9 protein-coding genes are annotated in these 17,696 nt (G+C 60.6%); 1 reads left to right on the forward strand and 8 read right to left on the reverse strand.

The genetic code is table 11. From position 1 onward, the window contains the following. Positions 1-163 precede the first annotated feature (163 nt). The 4 genes from OU999_08115 to OU999_08130 form a co-directional block, all read right to left on the reverse strand. Entirely contained in the window at positions 164-4,270 is a 4,107-nt protein-coding gene (locus OU999_08115; GenBank protein WAC25134.1) for an MBG domain-containing protein, read from the reverse strand. 239 nt (positions 4,271-4,509) lie between these two features. Next, positions 4,510-7,878 carry a filamentous hemagglutinin N-terminal domain-containing protein gene (locus OU999_08120; GenBank protein ID WAC25135.1) on the reverse strand — a complete coding sequence of 1,123 codons (3,369 nt, stop codon included), beginning with the start codon at positions 7,876-7,878 and terminating at the stop codon, positions 4,510-4,512. Between the two features lie 553 nt (positions 7,879-8,431). Then, the gene (locus OU999_08125; GenBank protein WAC25136.1) at positions 8,432-9,568 is read right to left on the reverse strand and encodes a serine hydrolase; all 1,137 of its coding nucleotides are present in this window, start codon (positions 9,566-9,568) and stop codon (positions 8,432-8,434) included. A 113-nt stretch (positions 9,569-9,681) separates the two neighbouring features. Then, positions 9,682-10,467, reverse strand: coding sequence for a LytTR family DNA-binding domain-containing protein (locus tag OU999_08130; protein WAC25137.1), 786 nt, complete (start codon positions 10,465-10,467; stop codon positions 9,682-9,684). Positions 10,468-10,577: 110 nt separating this feature from the next. On the opposite strand from OU999_08130, the gene OU999_08135 reads away from it, so the two are divergent. Continuing rightward, a complete protein-coding gene (locus OU999_08135) occupies positions 10,578-10,784 on the forward strand; it encodes a hypothetical protein (protein WAC25138.1) in 207 nt (68 codons plus the stop codon). Positions 10,785-10,993: 209 nt separating this feature from the next. Here the strand turns inward: OU999_08135 and OU999_08140 are convergent, their stop codons facing one another. The 4 genes from OU999_08140 to OU999_08155 form a co-directional block, all read right to left on the reverse strand. Then, positions 10,994-12,442: a hypothetical protein gene (locus tag OU999_08140; protein WAC25139.1), complete on the reverse strand. Its 1,449-nt coding sequence runs from the start codon at positions 12,440-12,442 to the stop codon at positions 10,994-10,996. Positions 12,443-13,123: 681 nt separating this feature from the next. After that, positions 13,124-13,513: a hypothetical protein gene (locus OU999_08145; protein WAC25140.1), complete on the reverse strand. Its 390-nt coding sequence runs from the start codon at positions 13,511-13,513 to the stop codon at positions 13,124-13,126. Positions 13,514-14,889: 1,376 nt separating this feature from the next. Next, positions 14,890-16,308 (reverse strand): dihydrolipoyl dehydrogenase, encoded by a 1,419-nt coding sequence (locus OU999_08150; protein ID WAC25141.1) that lies wholly within the window; start codon positions 16,306-16,308, stop codon positions 14,890-14,892. Then, positions 16,305-17,681, reverse strand: a complete 1,377-nt coding sequence (locus OU999_08155; GenBank protein WAC25142.1) for an NAD-dependent succinate-semialdehyde dehydrogenase — start codon at positions 17,679-17,681, stop codon at positions 16,305-16,307. The genes OU999_08150 and OU999_08155 overlap by 4 nt, the downstream gene beginning before the upstream one ends. Between the last annotated feature and the right edge of the window lie 15 nt (positions 17,682-17,696).

Genomic DNA, 17,696 nt, shown 5'->3' on the forward strand with positions numbered 1-17,696 from the left:
TTGCCATAAATGCGGCTGAGAGCGTCAGCGGTGATCGTCAGGGGACGGGCAGTTACCGTCAGGTTCGCACCAGCATAGGTCAGCGCGTAGTTGCTGCCAGCGGCCAGCGTCCCCTGCGTGATCGCATAGCTGCCGACGTTGCTCGTCAGTCCAGCAGTGGCCGCTAGCGCGCCGGTGAGCGCGTCGCCGTTGACCAGGCCTTGGCCGCCGACCGTGTAGGTGAGCGCCGGGTTCGCATTGCCATAAATGCGGGTGAGAGCGTCAGCCGTAACCGTGATCGGTACCGTGCGGTAACGGTAAGGTCTGCGCCAGTAAAACCAGTCAGCGTGTAATTTGAGGAAGCCGCCAGCGAGCCTTGCGTGATCGCATAACTGCCAACGTTGCTCGTCAGCCCTGCCGTTGTCGCTAGCGCGCCGCTCAGCGTGTCGCCGTTGACCAGGCCCTGGCCACCGACCGAGTACGTCAATGTCGGATTTGAACTTCCGTAGAAACGGCTCAGCGCATTGGCGGTCAAGGTGATCGAACGCGGATCGATCGTGAGATTCGCGCCGTTGAAGGTCAGCGCATAGTTGCTGCCCCCTGACAGACTTCCCTGGCTGATGGCATAACTGCCGACACCCGATGCCTGAGTCGCTGTCGTCGCCAGCGCACCGGTGAGCGTATTGCCGTTGACAAGGCCCATGCCCCCCACCGTGAAGGTAAACGCAGGATTGGCATCGCCATAGATGCGATTCAGCGCATCCGCCGTGACCGTGATGGGCCGCGCCGTGACGGTCAGATTCGCACCGCTATAGGTCAGCGCGTAGTTGCCGCCTGCGGAAACCGAGCCCTGTGTGATCGCATAGCTGCCTACGTTGGTCGTCAAGCCGGCGGTCGTAGCCAGCGAACCGGTGACAGTATCGCCGTTGACAAGGCCCTGGCCGCCAATCGTAAAGGTCAGTGCGGGGTTGGCTTCGCCATATATGCGGGTGAGCGCATCGGCAGTAACCGTGATGGGACGCTGCACGACCAACAGCGATCCATTGGCAAAGGAGAACTGATAGCCCTCGGCCGAGGCCAGCGTCCCCAAGGACGGGGTGATGGCGTAAGTTCCGATCGCGGTCGTCAAATCGGCAGCCGTTGTGAAGGCAGGCGCGCCCGCGATCGATCCGGCTGCTGTGTCGCCATCGATAAAGCCGGTGATGCCGAAGGTGAAGCTGGGGTTGGCATCGCCGTAATTGCGGGTGAAATTGTCGGCCGTGACCGTCAGCACCGGTGCGATGCGATAGGCAAAGAAACTGCCGCCGGGGTTCAGCGCAGCAAACGCAGTGGCGTTGGATACATTGTAACGCTTCAGATAGCCGGTCACGCCTTCAGTCGTTGTCGCAGGTGCGTCGGAGAAGACGCCATAGGTGCCGCCGCCGGTCAGCGAGAAAGCGCCGGTGCCCGCATTGTTGGTGAACGTGCCCGTCTCGGCCCGGATGTCGATTGCCCGACCCGTGCCCGATGCCCTCAGCACCGCGCCCGAGCGAACGATGATGTCGCTGCCCGCCGTCGTGCCCGCATTGGTCACGCTGATGCTGCCCGCCGTGATACTGCCCAGCGTAATCGCACCGCTGGTAGAATTGGTTAGCCCGGTGCCATTGCCGATTGTAATCGAAACATTGCCCGAGCCAGCATTGATGGCAACCCCCGCGCCCATGGTGATCGCAGCAGCACCGGTTGAACGGTTGAGATTCACCGTAGTCAGGTCGCTGCCGCCACTGTTTGCGATCAGCGTCAAGTTGCCGTCATCGGTAATGATTGAGCCATTGAGCAGGATCGACCGCCCAGCGCGCAGTGTCAGCGCGCCACCCGCTCCGCTGGAATTGGATGCACCAAACGGCGTTGAAACCGTGATATCGTTCGAGGCTTCAAGCGTAATCGCCTGGCCAGTCGACAGCGCGGTTTGCAGCGCGGTGTGGGATATGTTGCTGGTGCCGGTGGCATTGTCGGCGAACAGCAGGCTGCCGACAGCAGGTTCAGCCGGAGTCACCAGCCGCATGGCTGCAATCACCGAACTGTTCGGGGAGCCGAGAACCAGAGACTTTCCGTCATTGTTGAAGGCAACGGCATTACCAATTCCCGCCAGCGCCCCGCCGGTCGTGTCAAAATTGCCGGTGCCGGTATAGCCGCGACCAAAGATATTTGTAAGGCTTGCGCCGCCAAAGTTGGCGTTGGAAAAACTGTAGACACGCACTGCGCCGGCACCAACAACGGTGTTGCTGGCCCCAGCGTCATTGCTGGCCCCAACGGCCAGTTTGTCACCGGCCGCGTTCAGAGCAACCGACGAGCCCAGCAGGTCGCCGGCCTCCAGCGCGGATCCGGGATCGATCGTGTATGAGCGCCCGATAATGCTCGCGAGCGTTCCGCCACCAAAGCTGGTACTGGTAAAATTGAACAGCAGGACTGCACCGGATTCCGCAGCACCATTTGTGCTGCCATCGTCGCCCGATGCGCCGACCGCCAGCCTGTCTCCTGACGCATTCAGGGCTACTGCCGAACCCAGGCGATCGCCGGCTTGCAACTGGGTACCAACATTGACCGATGAGCCAGTATTGAACAGATAGCCAATCGTGCCAAGGTGCGCAACGCCACTGAAATTGTTGTCGGTAAAGAAGAACAGCCGCACCGATCCGGAATCGATCAGCTGGTTCTGGAAGCCATCGTCGCCGATGGCGCCAACGACCAGGCGATTCCCGCTGGCATTCAGTGCGACGGACGTCCCGAAGCCGTCGTCGGTTTCCAGACTGGTCCCAAGATCGAGATTGCCCGTGCCCGAGTAGCCCCGACCGATCGTACTTGCGAGGGCTGCACCGCCGAAGCTGGTATTGGCGAAAGTGAACAGGCGGACTGATCCGGCTCCCGACGCGATGTTGCCGGATCCGTCATCGCCTATGGCACCGACCGCCAGTCTGTCGCCGCTTCCATTGAGCGACACCGAACGTCCGAAATTGTCATTGGCCTCCAGCGAAGCGCCGACATCGAAATTGCGAGTTCCAATATAGCCCCGGCCGATCGTGCCTGCGAGCGCCCCACCTGCGAAACTGGATCCGGTGAACCTGAAAAGATGGACCGCCCCTGCATTTTGCACGCTGTTGCCAAAGCCATCGTCGCTGGGTGCGCCGACCGCCAGGCGGTCGCCGGCTGCATTCAAGGCTACCGAGATGCCGAACTGATCAGTGACGTCAAGCATCCCGCCGAGGTCAAGGCTGCTGATGTCGCTGGCGGTAAAGCCGCTTCCGATCACTCCGGCTAGCGCAGCGTTGCCAAAAAAGGCGTCGCCGAATGTGACCAAACGGACAGAGCCAACCGCGCCAACCGCATTGCCAAAACCATCATCGCCCGTCGCGCCAATCACGAGCCTGTCGCCAGCGGCATTGAACGCGACGGACGTGCCCAGCGAGTCTGAGACTTCAAGTCCCGTGCCGAGATCGAGATCGCCAAGGCCGGTATAACCTCGTCCGATGACGCGGGTAGCGCCGCTGCCCGTGTAAGTGTTGGCGGTATAGGTGAAGAGCCGGACGGCACCGGAATTGGTGGCCGTGTTACCAAATCCATCGTCGCCTGGAGTGCCGACTGCCAGCCGGTTGCCCAGCGCATTGAGGCTGACCGATCGACCAAAGCCGTCCGAAGCTTCCAGGTCTGTGCCGAGGTCGAGGTTGCTGCCGCCGGTATAGCCTTTGCCGATGATGGCCGTCAGTGTGCCGGAACCGAAGCTGGTGTTCCCAAAGCTGAAGAGACGCACCGCGCCGACGCCTGAAGTTGCATCCGTAGCGCCCGCATCTCCATTGGCTCCGACAGCCAGCCGGTCGCCCGCTGCGTTGAGCGATACCGATATCCCGAACTGGTCATTATTGCCCAGCGCAGTCCCCAGATCGAGATTGCCTGTCCCGGTATAGCCGCGGCCAATGATGCCGACGAGTGTCGGGTTGGCAAAGCTGGTGTTGGAAAAAGTGAACAGCCTTACCGACCCTGAGGATGAGGCTATGTTGTTGAAACCGTCGTCGGAAATGGCACCAACCGCCAGCCTGTCGCCTGCTGCATTGAGGGAGACGGATGAGCCGAACTGATCGAAATTTTCCAGGCTCGCGCCCACGTCCAGATTGCCGGTTCCAAAATATCCCCGGCCAATGGTTCCTGCCAGAAGACCGCCGGCAAAGCTGGTGTTGGTGAAGGTGAACAGGCGGACGGAACCCGAGCTGAAGTTGCCGTTGCCGGGGCCGCTATCGGCATTGGCGCCTGCGGCCAACCTGTCCCCTGCGGCATTGAGCGAAACGGACGTGCCGAAATTGTCATTGGCTTCCAGGTTGCTTCCGAGATCGATATTGCCGGTGCCTGTATAGCCGCGCCCGATAATGCCGGCCAGTGCGCCGCCACTAAAGCTGTTGTTCTTGAAGGTGAATAGCCGGACTGCACCGGAATTCGACACGAGATTGGTTGTACCGTCATCGAAAGGCGCGCCAACTGCCAGCCTGTCGCCTGCAGCGTTCAATGAGACCGAGGTGCCGAATCCATCATTGGCCTCAAGCCCGCTCCCCAGATCGAGCGAATAGCCACCGGCATAACCGACCCCCAAGGTCCCGATCTGGTTGACGGTACCGAAAAATTGCTGCCGACAAAGCTGAACAGCCGAACCGAGCCGGAGCTCACGGAGACGTCGCCGAAACCGTCGTCGCCAACCGCGCCCGCCACCAGCCGGGTCCCGTCAGCAGTGAGTGCCACTGCGCTACCAAACTGGTCATCGACCGCCAGCGACGATCCGGGGTCGAAATCCTTGGTCCCTGCATAGCCCCGCCCGATCGTGGCCTGCAGCGTCCCCCCGGTAAAGTTGCTGAGTGAGTAGATAAACAGGCGGACGGCGCCGGATCCGGAAACGCTGTTGGTTGAACCGGCATCGCGCACGGCCCCGACGGCCATGCCATTGGTGCTCAGCGCAACCGAGCTACCGAACATGTCACCGCTTTCCAGGGCAGTGCCCAAGTTGTCGTCGCCTGTGCCGGTATATCCGCGTCCTGTGGTTCCGGAAAAAACCCCGCCACCAAAGTTGCTGTCGGTGAATACGAAGCGCCTGACGGAACCAGCTCCGGGCGCATCATTGGCAAATCCAGCATCGCCAGTGGCACCGACTGCGAGCCTGTTGCCAATTCCGTTCAACGCCACTGCCGAACCAAATCGGTCGGCATTCTCCAGCGCCGAGCCCAGATCCATGTCACCGGAGCCGGTATAGCCCCGGCCGATCGTGCCGACGAGCTGACCTCCCGAGAAGCTGGTGTCAGCAAAGGTGAACAGCCGTACCGCGCCAGTACCGGAGAACGCATTGCCGAAGCCACCGTCAGCACTGGCGCCAACGGCCAATCGGTTGCCGGCCCCGTTCAGGGAAACCGAAATGCCGAAGGAATCGTTCGCGTCGAGTGCAGTGCCGAGGTCAATATCGTTAGCACCGGCATAGCCAAGCCCGATCGTGCCGGCCAGGGCGCCACCCGCAAAGCTGGTGTTGGAGAAGGTGAACAGCCTTACCGACCCGACATTGCTGGCATTGTTGTTCGCACCTGCATCCGACACGGCACCAACCGCCAGCCTGTCGCCCAACTGGTTCAGCGATACAGACCTGCCAAACTGGTCTTGCGCCTCCAGCGCCGCCCCCAGATCGATATTGCCCGCGCCGGTATAGCCGCGTCCAATCGTCCCGACCAGGGCGCCACCGCTGAAGCTGGTGTCGGTGAATGTGAACAGGCGGACCGATCCGCTATTGAAAGCCGTATCACCAAAGCCGTCATCAAGATCGGACCCGACCGCCAGCCTGTCGCCCGTACCGTTCAAGGCAAGCGAGACGCCAAACTGGTCCCCGCCACCAACGTCATTACCCGCAGCGATTCCGGGCGCGACGCCCACGCCGAGAATGGCCGCATATTGCCACGCAGCTGCCTGCGGGAAAGTGCCGATGACGATGTTCCTGGGATCGAGGAGCAGTTCGCCGCCCAGGCCGGTGTCGATCGCGGCAAGGTCGACATAGCGCAGTTGCTCCTTTCCGGAGACCTCCGCCGTGCCGCCGCCGCGGATGCCGGTCGCCTTGATCGCGCCCAGCATCGTCGTCTGCTGGTCCGACCAGATGATCGCGCCGCCGCCGATGCCGCGCGACGACGACACGTCGATCTGAACACCGTCGTTGACGAAGTTGGTCGCCGCATTGGCGATCGGCGCGAGCGGGCCGAAACGGCCCTCGAACCGTTCATAGTCGCTGCGTGTTGCGCGGTCCGCAGCGCCGCCCTGGAAGGCGCCGCCGACGCGCACCAGCCCGCCCTGTTTCATCCCCCGCGCGGAAAGCTGCGTCGACAGCAGCCGGATCGACTTTCCGCCAATGTCGATATTCCCGCCCAGGCCCAGCAGGCCGTCGGCGCGGTAGGTGCCGCTGGTCGCGACATCGCCCAGGCCGGACACCCGAATGGTTCCGCCACTCAGGCCGCCCGACACATCGCTGATGCCGCCGACATTTTCGGTGATCGAACCGCCCGACGTGTAGCGGATCGTGCCGCCATCGCCGCGAAGCGCGCTCGCCTCGACCGTCGCCGCCAAAGACAGCGCGCTGCTCGCCGCCACCGTAACGCTGCCGCCGCCGCGCTCGCCCGAAGCGCTGATCTCGCCGCCCAGCGCCACCGCGCGGCCCGAGATGTTCACCGCGCCACCGGTCAGCCCCGTGCCGCCGCTGGCATCGATCCGGCCCAGCGTCTGCACCACGCCGTCGCCGCCATCGATCTTGACGCTGCCCAGCCGAATCTGGCCGTTCGGTTCTTCGCGGAAGCTCGTCGCAACCAGATCGCCCTCGATCCGCACTGCGCTGGTCATCAGGTCGCGCGCGGCCTGCGCGCTGATATAGATCTGTCCGCCTTGCGCCTCGCTGCGCCCGGCGGCCGTCACCAGCGCCTGCAGTTCGCGTCCGAAAACATCCTTCAGGCCCGCTGCATCCGATACCGGCACCGCGATCTGCAGGAAGCGATCGCCGCCGAAATCGAGCGTGATCGCATCGCCCGCGCCATAGGCGATCCGCCCCAGCCGCGCGGAGACCACGCCTTCGTTGACCACCGAACTGCCCAGCAGTGCGACATCGCCACCGTTGGCGCTGATCGCGCCGCCGTTGAAAATGCCCTTGGCCGCGCCCGTGCGGCGGAAGGTAAAATTGCCGCTGAGGAAATCGGCATCGGCGATGTCGAGCGTCGAGGCGACAAAGGACCCGGTATCGATCTTCGCGCCTGCGCCAATCGCGATGCCATTGGGGTTGATCAGGAACAGCTTGCCGGTGGCGGTGAGCGTACCGGCGATACGGCTGTCGGTATCACCGGTGACGCGGAACAGCGCGCGCGATGCTGCGCCCGGCTGCTGCACGTCGACCGTGGCACCTGCCGCAATATCGAAGCTCTGCCAGTTGACGATGGCCTTGTCGCTCGATTGCTGCACCGTCAGCTTGGTCGGCGAGCTCTGGCTGAACCCGACGGTGCCGAACACCACATCCGCGCCCACCGGCATAGCGCGCGGCACGCTGAGCGTGACCGGTGCTGCGGACGACGCGGCGCCTGCTGGCGATCCGTCGGAAACTGGCGCGGATATGCGGATATCCTCGACCGCAACCGGGGCAGCAATCCGGACATCCTCGACCGTGACCGGGGCCGATATCCGGATATCGTCAACCAGCACCGGGGCAGCGATGCGAATGTCCTCGGGCGCCAGGCGCGACTGGAACCGCACCTCTTCGGGCAGGCGCATCTCGGGAAGCCCCTGAAGCAGGGCCCGCCCGCCTGCCCCCTCTGGCGTGCCGACAGGCGCAGCGACGGTCTGCGCCGCCGCATGACCGGCAAAGCCCATTCCGAATAGCGCCGTCGCTGAAAGAAAAATCGCCTTGCGCCGGGAGTTTGCAGCCGATGCGTAACCCCTAACCTTCAACGACTGCATGCATTACCCCCAAATTTGGGGGTCAACTGTCGCAGTCTGTGACAAATTGCAATCGGTTGTATGCAAGCCTGCGCATTTTATAACTCTTGCAGGTAACGCGCATCGGTGGATGGTCAGGCAAAAAGTCCGATATCATCGACATTTTATGCCACTCTGTGCATCGCACCGATTTTCCGTTGCGATACAGGCCGTTGGCACGGTTGCCCCAAATCGGATCAATGTTCAATCCGCATTTACCATCGCGACTCGGTCGGGTTGACGGAGGAATTGAGGACCAGAGCAGGGGAATGCTGCAACCACGGCGCGCGCGGACGATTGCCTTTCCGTTTTTCACAGGTCTTGCCAGTTGCCATGTCGCAACAGAACCGATGCCAATGGTCTGAGCCTGATGATACGAGCGGGGTCGAACCTGACCTTAGAGCACTTTTCGACCAATTTGGGCCACCGTGATTGGTCGAAAAGTGCTCTAGCTCGCCTCGCTGGCCCACTTCTCGAAGCGCGAGGCATAAGGGGATGTCGGGTCGAGCAGGCGGACAAGATCACGCATTGGAGTTACGCCTTGAAGCATGGGAACATTCAGGAAAATCACGATGCCGTCACGCGACGGCAGGTGTGTGTAGGCCAGAGTGAGTTGGGACCAGTCGCCGCCTTCGTGCCCAATGGTGCGGCGTTGCCCCTGGTCGACAACCACGAACCCGAGCCCATAGCCTTCCGCCTCGGGGCAAATGGTGGGGTACAGGCTGCAATCGACCACCGCTTCATCGCCGCGATCGGTCACGATCCGGTCACGCTCCATGGCGAGTTGCGTACCATAGCCCGTGTGGTCGCCGATCGCAGACATTATCCTCGAATAGTCCCGTAGCGTGATCAGCATTCCGCCCGCGGCCGACCATTCACCGTCTTTCCAGCAGAAGCCCGGTCGGCAACCTGGGTCATAGCGCTTCCCCGTTTCGTCTATTCCGAGCGCCACATTCTGCTGATCGGCGTGATCGACTGTCAGTCTTGCATTCCTGATCCCCAGCGGTTTGAAAAGATATCGGTCGACCAGCGCCGGAAAGCTGGCACCCTGTTTGCGCTCGATGGCCCTCCAGAGATAATTGAAGCCTTCGCCCGAATAGCCATAGCCGCTGCCTGGATCGCGTTCGAACGCCAGCTTGCCGCCCGGACGCAGAAAACGCCAGTTGGGAAATCCGCTGCGATGCGTGAGGATCAAGCGCGGCGTCAGCAACCGATGTCGGGCGTCACCCGCGATGTCGGGGTCCACCCAGTATCGATACAACGGCTCGTCAAGATCGACCTTGCCGTCGGCCACCATCCGCAAAAGGGTCTCGGCAGCGACAGTCTTGGTGATGGAGGCAACATCAAAGCGGGTTTCCGCATTAGCTGGCACACCCCCGGCGTCGCCATGATAGTGCTCGAAAACCAGCTTTCCGTCCCTCAGGACGCCAATGGCGGCGGTGTGAACACGGTGCTCGGTCAAAACCGTATCGATCTGCCGACGCAATAGTGCGTCGCTCGCCTGGGAAGCGGCGTAAACGGGCCGTCGCTCGATCGAGGGGGCACAAGCGGATAGAATTGCCAAGCCGAAGACGGCGACGAGCATCTGGCGTATCATTGGAAACCTCAGGAATGGAGCAACTCGCTCATCCCTGGACACGGCATCGAACCTGATCCGAAAAATCCGGCGAACCGACACAGGTTGGCCGCCAACTTACATCAGCCGGAAAGACCCCGAATAATCCGGGCGCCATCGCGGCTGGTGATCACCGACTTTCCGTTGCACATGTGCAACGTCAGTCGGCCGTTTCCAGCGGGTTCTGCCCGAACGATCGCGCCACGCCTGACGATGTGAGAGCGATGCACGCGCAGGAACTCGCCGGGCAGCGCATGCGTCAGGCTCGACAGCGTCCGGCTCGAGAGAAATGTCCGCTGCATCGTCACGATCTCGACATAGCCGTCGGCGCCCGACAGCTGGACTATCTCATCCAGCGCTACCGAGATGATCTGATCGCCATCCCTCAAAAGGAGCGGCACCGAGGGATCGCCCGGCTCGGGCGATGCCTCCGATGTCGAAGCTGCTGGCGGACTCTGCACCAAAGGATGACGGTCAAGCCAAAGCACGAGTATCGCGTACAGCGTGACGCCCTGGAATATCTGCCAGACCATTGCATTCTCGCTGAATGCGCGCGTCGCCAGCCCGTTTCGTATCCAGCTTCCGGTCAGCGCGAACCCCGCCAGTACCAAAAGATACCAGAAAAAGGTGAATACGAGTGATCCCAGCACATGCGCGCCAAGGCGCACGGTGTTGTCTGGGCGCATTCCACCGGCGAGGTGAAGCATCCCGGAAGCCGCAAACCCAGCCACCCCGAGCGCCATGACATTGATAACTGCCGAGCTGAAAGCATCGAACAGAGCGGAACCCGACAGAAGGAAAGCGAGACAGTAAGCGCAAAACAGCGCTATCAGCGCTCTCATGGCCGTTGCCCTCTGCATGGTTTTCATGTGCAGCATCTCCGTCGTGGCGGCAAGGTCGGGAACAGACCGATGGTTGGCTCGCCATTCTCTTGCATCATCGTCTTGCGACCGCACTGTTCCTTGGCGATGCTATTCAGATGTTCCGCGAGCGCGGATGGCGGATCATCGATGCGGATTTGGCATTCCGGTCAGCCGAGTTCGAACTCGTGCCGCAAGCGCTACCTGCCGGGCAAAGCCTGTTATGGGCACTGGCGAAAACCAACCCGGCACTGGCGGCAGACCTTCGCTATCCCGGTGAGGACGGGAAATACGAAGCTCCAAAAATGGATGCCCTCGGCATTTGAAGTCGGTTGAACTGATCAGCGATCGGCTTGTTCTCCCGAAGACCGGACATTCAAGAAACCACCCTTATTGGCCATACAGCAGCGGCCTTCCGCTTCCTGGAACCTGACAGGCAGTTATCCGAGCATCTCCGAAAAAACTTGCAGGCACAAAGCGACCCACAATCGGTCGGGCGAAGGCCATTTGGGCTGCATCAAGGCCTGATGGTGGTTCAGGTGGTGACCGCCGATCCGGTTTTGCGCGCCAGTCTAATACCAATAGCGATTGCCAGCCAAGCCACTACGCATATCCACCCGAATACGTCGCCAATCAGAACGTAGAGTGGAGGGGAATTCAAAGCCGCGGGCAATTGACCGACAAGTTCGCCAACTTGCGCGCCGCTTCGGCGCTTGTCAATTATGCGCCCATAGGGGTCAGATAACGCGGCCATGCCATCGCGAGCCGTTCGCGCGACGGCGAAGCCGCCTTCAATACCGCGAATAGCCGCCACTCTCATCATCATGTCAGCATCTACGTCAAAGTCATAGGCGGGCACCAGCATTGCTTTCGCCCCTTCGAAAGCATAGCGCCGAGCAAGTGTCGGAAAGTGCATGTCCTTGCAGATGGCAATGCCCGTGCCTGGCGCAGGCGAACCGATCAAAAGATCTCGGCTTCCGGGGGTAAGCTCCGCTTCCAGGCCTGGAACCAGGTGCTGCTTCACATAATTGGAGGCTGTGCCGTCCGGCAGCAGTGCCAAAGCATTATTCGTGATTATTCGTCCGTCATCGACCTCAACACCTATCACGATCGTTGCGGAGCGTTCGCCGGCGAGCGCGGACAAGGCTCTACGCGCTTGTCTCATTCCCGTCTCGTCCACTCGAAGAATTTTCTCTGGTAGAACCACGGTAGCACCGGGTCTGGCTGCGCGGTCGAGTGCAGCACCGTAAGTCTCGATGAAATCTCGCCAATCTCGTCGCGCTGGGCTGTTCCCGTCCGCTGCGATCATGACCACGACATGGCCGGTCGGAAGCGGATCGGTGTTCAGGCGGACGAGCCCGAACATGATTGCGGCGATGCTCGTCACAACGGCCAGAGTGTTGGCTTGCGGCACCAAGCGGATGGATTTCTCGCCCGACAAATACGCGAGGGCTAGACCAGCGGCAGAGCCAGGCAGCAAAATGACAAAGGTGATCAGCGGCACCCCTCCCAAACTGGCAAGCTGCTGGACGGCAAGTATCCGGCCCTGCGAATAGGCAAGGCTTCCTATGCTGCCGTGCGGTGAAAATTGAATAAGCAACGTATCGATGGCGGCCCATGACACAGGTAAGATGAGCGCAGCCATAACCGCGTTCATGCGCACCGCCACCGTCGCTGCCAGTTTGAGCGTGCTGCTCCATGCTATTGCATAAGCAATGGCAATGAAGACGGCTGCTGAAACAGAGCCGGTTTCGATTCGATAGCTCAGCGAAAGAGCCCCCGCGAAAAGTCCGATAACTAGCCCGACCACAGTGCGCGTTCGCTGCGGCGAGATCAGAACCGCTGCCAAAGCTGGTGCGGGCGCGAGCCATGTTGTCCACCAGATGGGATGGTTGGAATATCCTATTGCGAGAAGGGCCCCGGCAAGCAGCGCTAGCGTGACGACACCGAAGGAAAGTGGAAATTTGGACCTTGAGAAACGCATCCTGCAAATGGTGCACGACGTTCGCGTTCACGTCCAGCGGGTGGGCAGACCAGTCGTGCAACGGCAGCTTGGGTGATCCGCTCCGCAAGAGCCACCATTCGCCTATCCACCCGGTTTCGGCCATACAGCAGCCGTTTGGCGCTTCCTGCAACCTGACGGGCAGCTATCCGAGCACCTCTGAAAAAAGCTGCCTTTCGGCAAACGACCCCATAGCAGTCATCACTTCATGTGATATGCTCGGCACACATCGGAGGCTTTGTTGTCGTTAGTCTATATCATCTTTACCGTAATCGCGGGATTGGCCCTAGACTGGGGACTAATCGAGCGATTGAAGGTTATTGTTGGCGCTTTCGGCGACAATGACGAGATCAGGTATCGTGACCTCCCCCGATGGCGTTTGTTTCTGATCGTTGTCGCATCATTCGTTGTAGGATGGAGCGTTGGCTACGATGAGCCATTTCCACTTTGGGCTGGAGGCCTTTTCGCATTAGCCAACGTGTATGGCGTTTGCACTGCCATACGGCACAGATCGTGATCAGGAAGGAAAGTCGAAGGGCAGCTTTCCACCCAATTTCAGCCGTGGGGCAAGCTCGCACCGTTTCTCGAAACCCGACGGGCAGCTATCCAAGCATTGCTGAAAAAAGCTGCCGTTCGGCAAACGACCCCATTGCGGACAAATTCTTAGGCTGGCTCAACGAACTCCCAAGCAACTGATGCAGCTACTACGTGGCAGCGCGAGGTGATAATTTCCTCAAGCGAGTTTGGCGCATCATGGAAATCGCCGAATTCCAGCCCGAACAACCCATCACAATAAACGATATAAAGGCCTGACGATAAAACTTCGTAGTCGATCTTGGTATTTTTTACAAACGCCACGCTCCTACAGTCAGCCATCATCAGTTTGATTTTCCTCCACTCAGAAACTTTGGACATGAGGTCGCATGCCTCCAATTCGATCGCCACGTTTGTATTTTCGTTTGAGGATATTATTGCCCACCTTCTTGCTACAGCATCGTTGAAGCTGTTGAACCGGTTTAGGAAATCATCAATTTCATCGTGCAGTAGATTCATAAAACTTGTCTAAGCATTCCGCTGAGTTAAATGTCTTCAGTGCTCCGTCAATGAGTTGATAAATTGCCGCATGTCTGATTTCCACCCAATTTCAGCCATGAGATACCCTGTGGCCGCTGCCTGACAGCCGACATGCGGCTTCAGCCCTTTCGTGGCCAGGACCTGCCATTCAACAACCGGTCCAATAGCGGACCGACTGTTTGCCGATAGCCGCCGGCCAGCAAAGCGCCCCAGTATCGGTCATTTCGGCTTTCCTGCTGGATGCCAGAAAGCGGACATGGATGCCGACCATGCTGGATAGCGGGTTTGGGAAATGCCGGTTGTTCGAAGTTCGTCGCCCGGATGGCGGGGTGCGGCGGAAGCAGACAATCCAACACTGCGAGGGTGCTATCGTCGATCGCCTAACGGTGGACCGGTTCAGTTCCCGCTGAGAGACACTTCTGGCCATGTTCCTAGCGACAGAGTGTTTTCGGATCCGTGGATCATCTACTTCAAAAACCAGTGCTTCGAACCGTTGGGCCGAATCTCAAGATAGAGGCGTTTGTCGTCGGATTTGCGGTAAAGGGCATCAATCGGCTGAAACCCTCTGATTTCTGCGGCTTTGAGAGACCTTTGGCGGCACCACGCTTTTTCCTGTCGCTGTGCCCCCAATTGTGCCGCCAAATTAACGAAATCTGGGGGCGCAATCTGGAACAAAACGAGACTCCCGTCGCGGGCAGGATAGCCGGAAACCCGCAGAAATTCAACGTTTTGAGACGCTGTGGGAAGGGGTGGTGGTGCCGCTTACGGGACCCTCATAACTCGGTTAACCAATTGAATTAAAACACTCAATTGATCTGCGTCTCAAATTTTGCCCCCAATTGTGCCCCCAAAATTTCTCTAAGCATCTGACTTAGAACGTGTTTGAGTCCGAAATTGTGACTGATTTCGCTGGCCGAAAGACAGATGCCGAGTGGCGATTGGCAAGAAACGGCTGCCTGATCTAGCGGTCTGCAACGGCAGCTAGCGACCCACAACCGGTTGTTCGGTTGAGCGCCAATGTACGTCCTGTACTGACCGAAGCTGCCGATCGGATAGCCGTCTGCCGTGTCGATCAGGGAGCGTGGAGCATCTGCCATAGCGCGCGTGCCGCCCCAAGCGGTGCGATGCCGGCGCATAGATTGCCGCAATTGAGTGCTGAGCAGCAGGTCATATCGAGTATCCCATGCGTCAGATGCATCGCGCCCTTGCCCGGCTACTGGCCCATTTAAGAATCTAACATGGACTAATTTCGAGACCGGATTTGATTGCGGGGCTGCGGATGCAAGATGAAAATTGGCTCAATTCCAACCCGCATCCAATCCAAATCGACTTGAGACGCCCAGGATCTGTCCTGCTCATGCGCCGGCAGGCGAGCCGGTGTCCTGGTTGTCGGGGATGGGGATGGGTGTCGCCGCACATACCATGCGCAGGGCATCTTTCAGCCCTTCTTCGATCGTCGGGTGATAGAAGGGCAACTGCAGCACCTGCGTCGCCGTCATCTTCTGCTGGATCACCCATGCGAGCAGATGGCCTAGATGCTCGCCCGCCGGGGCCACAAGATCCGCGCCGATCAGCACGCCGTCGGGCGCAGCGGCATATAGCGTGAGCGCGCCCTCGTTGCGTGCCTCGACCCGCGCGCGTCCCTGATCCGCGAAATCGGTCGTGCCGCTGACGGCGCCGTCCGCTTCGGACTGACCGATGCGCACAACCTGCGGATCGGTGAAGATGATACTGAACGGGACCTGGCGCTCGACGCCGATCGGGGTAGGCCAGGCTGCAGCGTTGCGGCCCGCGATGGCGCCGTCATGCGACGCTTCGTGCAGCAACGGTTGGTCCGCCGCGACATCGCCAGCCAGAAACACATTGCTGTCGCCGCAGCGCATGGTGTCGCGGGAATGGCAGGGCACGCCATGGTCGTCGAGCGCGAGCCCGGCCTCGGCAATGTCCAGACCGTCCAGCACAGGCGGGCGGCCGACCGCAACCAGAACCTTGTCGAACATTGCTTCGCCCTGGCTCGCACCGGACCAGCGGAGCGACACGCCGTTGTCACGCAGCTCGGGCCTTGCCTCCACTCCCAGATGCAGATTGACATCCCGGGCTATGATCGTTTCCAGCGCCTTGTGCACGCGCGGGCATCGCAGTCCGGCCATGGTCTGGGCGTTGTCGAACATGGCGACCTTCACCCCCAGCCGGGCGAAGGCCTGCGCCAGCTCCAGCCCGAGCGCGCCCGAGCCGATGACGGCAAGCCGCTGGGGCAGCCTCTTCAGCTCGAACACGGTCTCGTTGGTCAGGGCGCGGTCGCCGAGTGCTGCAAAAGCATCGGGTATGGTGGGGCGCGACCCAGTCGCGATCACGATCGCGCGTGGCTCCACCCTCCGCCCATCATCCAGTCGCAACAGGCCGGGCTTTTCAAATCTTGCCCGTCCGGTGATGCGAACATTTTCAGGTATATCATCGATCGATTCCTTCGTCAGGGTGACGAAGCGGTCACGCTCTGTCCGGATGCGGTCCAGGACTGCATCTTCATCGACAGCGACTTCTCCCACTCGGATGCCGAAGAGTTCGGCGTGCGAGACCTCATGCCGCGCTTTTGCCGCTGCAATCAGCAGTTTGGAAGGCATGCACCCCACCGTGGCGCAGGTGGTGCCGCCGAATTCGGGATCGATCAGCAGCGTTGTTGCGCCATTGCCCCGCGCAGCCCTTTCGGCGGCGAGGCCGGCCGTGCCGGCCCCGATGACCGCGACATCGCAGCGCAACGCCCCCGCATCGCTCATGCGACGAGAATGGCCTTGGCGTTGACGAACTCCTTGAAGCCCTCATCGCCATGTTCGCGGCCATAACCCGAATCCTTGACCCCGCCGAACGGCATGTCGGGCGATGCGACATTGAAATTGTTGATGAAGACCATTCCGGTATCGAAATGCCTGGCCGCAAGGTCCTTCGCCCGCTCGACGTCGCGTGAGAAGATGCCGCCGCCAAGCCCGTAGCGGCTGTCATTGGCGATGCGCATGGCGTCCTCGTCGTCCTTGGCGCGGATGATCGAAGCGGCAGGGCCGAACAGCTCGTCATCATAGGCTGGCTGGCCGGATGCGACATCGACGAGAACCGTTGCGGGATAGAACCAGCCCTTGCGGTCCGGAATTTCTCCGCCGGTCAGCACGCGAGCACCCTTGGCCACGCTCTTCTCGACCTGATCGTGCAGCGCATCGCGCTGTCGCTTCGAGACCAGCGGGCCGAGCTGGGTGTCCTCGGCCGAAGGATCGCCCATCTGCAGCGCTTCGAACTTTTCGACATAGCCTTTCACAAAGGCATCGTAGTTCGCATCGGTCACGATGAAGCGCTTGGCATTCACGCAGGTCTGGCCGTTATTGTAGATGCGCCCCTGCACGCAAGTCTCGATCGCCAGATCGAGATCGGCATCGCCGAGCACCATATAGGCGTCGTTGGAACCCAGCTCGAGCACGGTCTTCTTGGCAAGAGAGGCGGCCTTGGCACCGACCGTTCGGCCTGCCTTGTCGCTGCCGGTCAGCGTCACGCCGCGCACCAGCCGGTTCTCGATCACGCGATCGGACTGGTCGTGATCGATCACCAGGACGCCGAAAAGTCCCTCGGGCAGTCCGGCACGCTCATAAACCTCGCGCAGGAGGAGTCCGCTACCGGTGCAGCTTTCCGCATGCTTGAGCAGCACGCCGTTGCCCGCCATGAGGCTGGAGATCGAATAGCGCACGGCCTGATAGGCGGGGAAATTCCAGGGCTGGATGCCATAGATGACGCCCAGGGGGGCGTGCGTCACGTAACCCTTCCCGTTCTGCGTCTGCCGCTGCTGATCGGCCAGAGCCTTGGGTCCGTTCTTGGCGCTATAGTCACAGATCGCGGCGACCAGATCGATTTCCTGGCGGCTGTCTCGCAGCAGCTTGCCGACCTCCTGCGTCATGAGCGTCGCAAATTCGTCCTTGGCAGCGCGCAGTTCCTCGCCGATCCGGCCGATAACCTCTGCCCGCTCATCCAGGCTGCGCATCCGCCAGTCCAGAAACGCCTGGTGAGAGGCGTCAACCACCGCATCGGCCTGCTCGTAGGTCATGTAATTATAGGTCTCGATTACCTCCTCGGTCAGAGGATTGACGGTGTCAAAGCTGCGGTTGGTCATGATGCAATCTCCGTG

The organism is Blastomonas sp. SL216, from assembly GCA_026625625.1.
Taxonomy (GTDB): domain Bacteria; phylum Pseudomonadota; class Alphaproteobacteria; order Sphingomonadales; family Sphingomonadaceae; genus Blastomonas.

What these genes read in the sequence shown, in the direction of transcription:
- OU999_08145 (WAC25140.1), bottom strand. Translation starts at nt 13,513, where the DNA reads ATGAATCTACTGCACGATGAAATTGATGATTTCCTAAACCGGTTCAAC.
- OU999_08150 (WAC25141.1), bottom strand. Translation starts at nt 16,308, where the DNA reads ATGAGCGATGCGGGGGCGTTGCGCTGCGATGTCGCGGTCATCGGGGCC.
- OU999_08135 (WAC25138.1), top strand. Translation starts at nt 10,578, where the DNA reads ATGTTCCGCGAGCGCGGATGGCGGATCATCGATGCGGATTTGGCATTC.
- OU999_08120 (WAC25135.1), bottom strand. Translation starts at nt 7,878, where the DNA reads ATGGGCTTTGCCGGTCATGCGGCGGCGCAGACCGTCGCTGCGCCTGTC.
- OU999_08155 (WAC25142.1), bottom strand. Translation starts at nt 17,681, where the DNA reads ATGACCAACCGCAGCTTTGACACCGTCAATCCTCTGACCGAGGAGGTA.
- OU999_08125 (WAC25136.1), bottom strand. Translation starts at nt 9,568, where the DNA reads ATGCTCGTCGCCGTCTTCGGCTTGGCAATTCTATCCGCTTGTGCCCCC.
- OU999_08140 (WAC25139.1), bottom strand. Translation starts at nt 12,442, where the DNA reads ATGCGTTTCTCAAGGTCCAAATTTCCACTTTCCTTCGGTGTCGTCACG.
- OU999_08130 (WAC25137.1), bottom strand. Translation starts at nt 10,467, where the DNA reads ATGAAAACCATGCAGAGGGCAACGGCCATGAGAGCGCTGATAGCGCTG.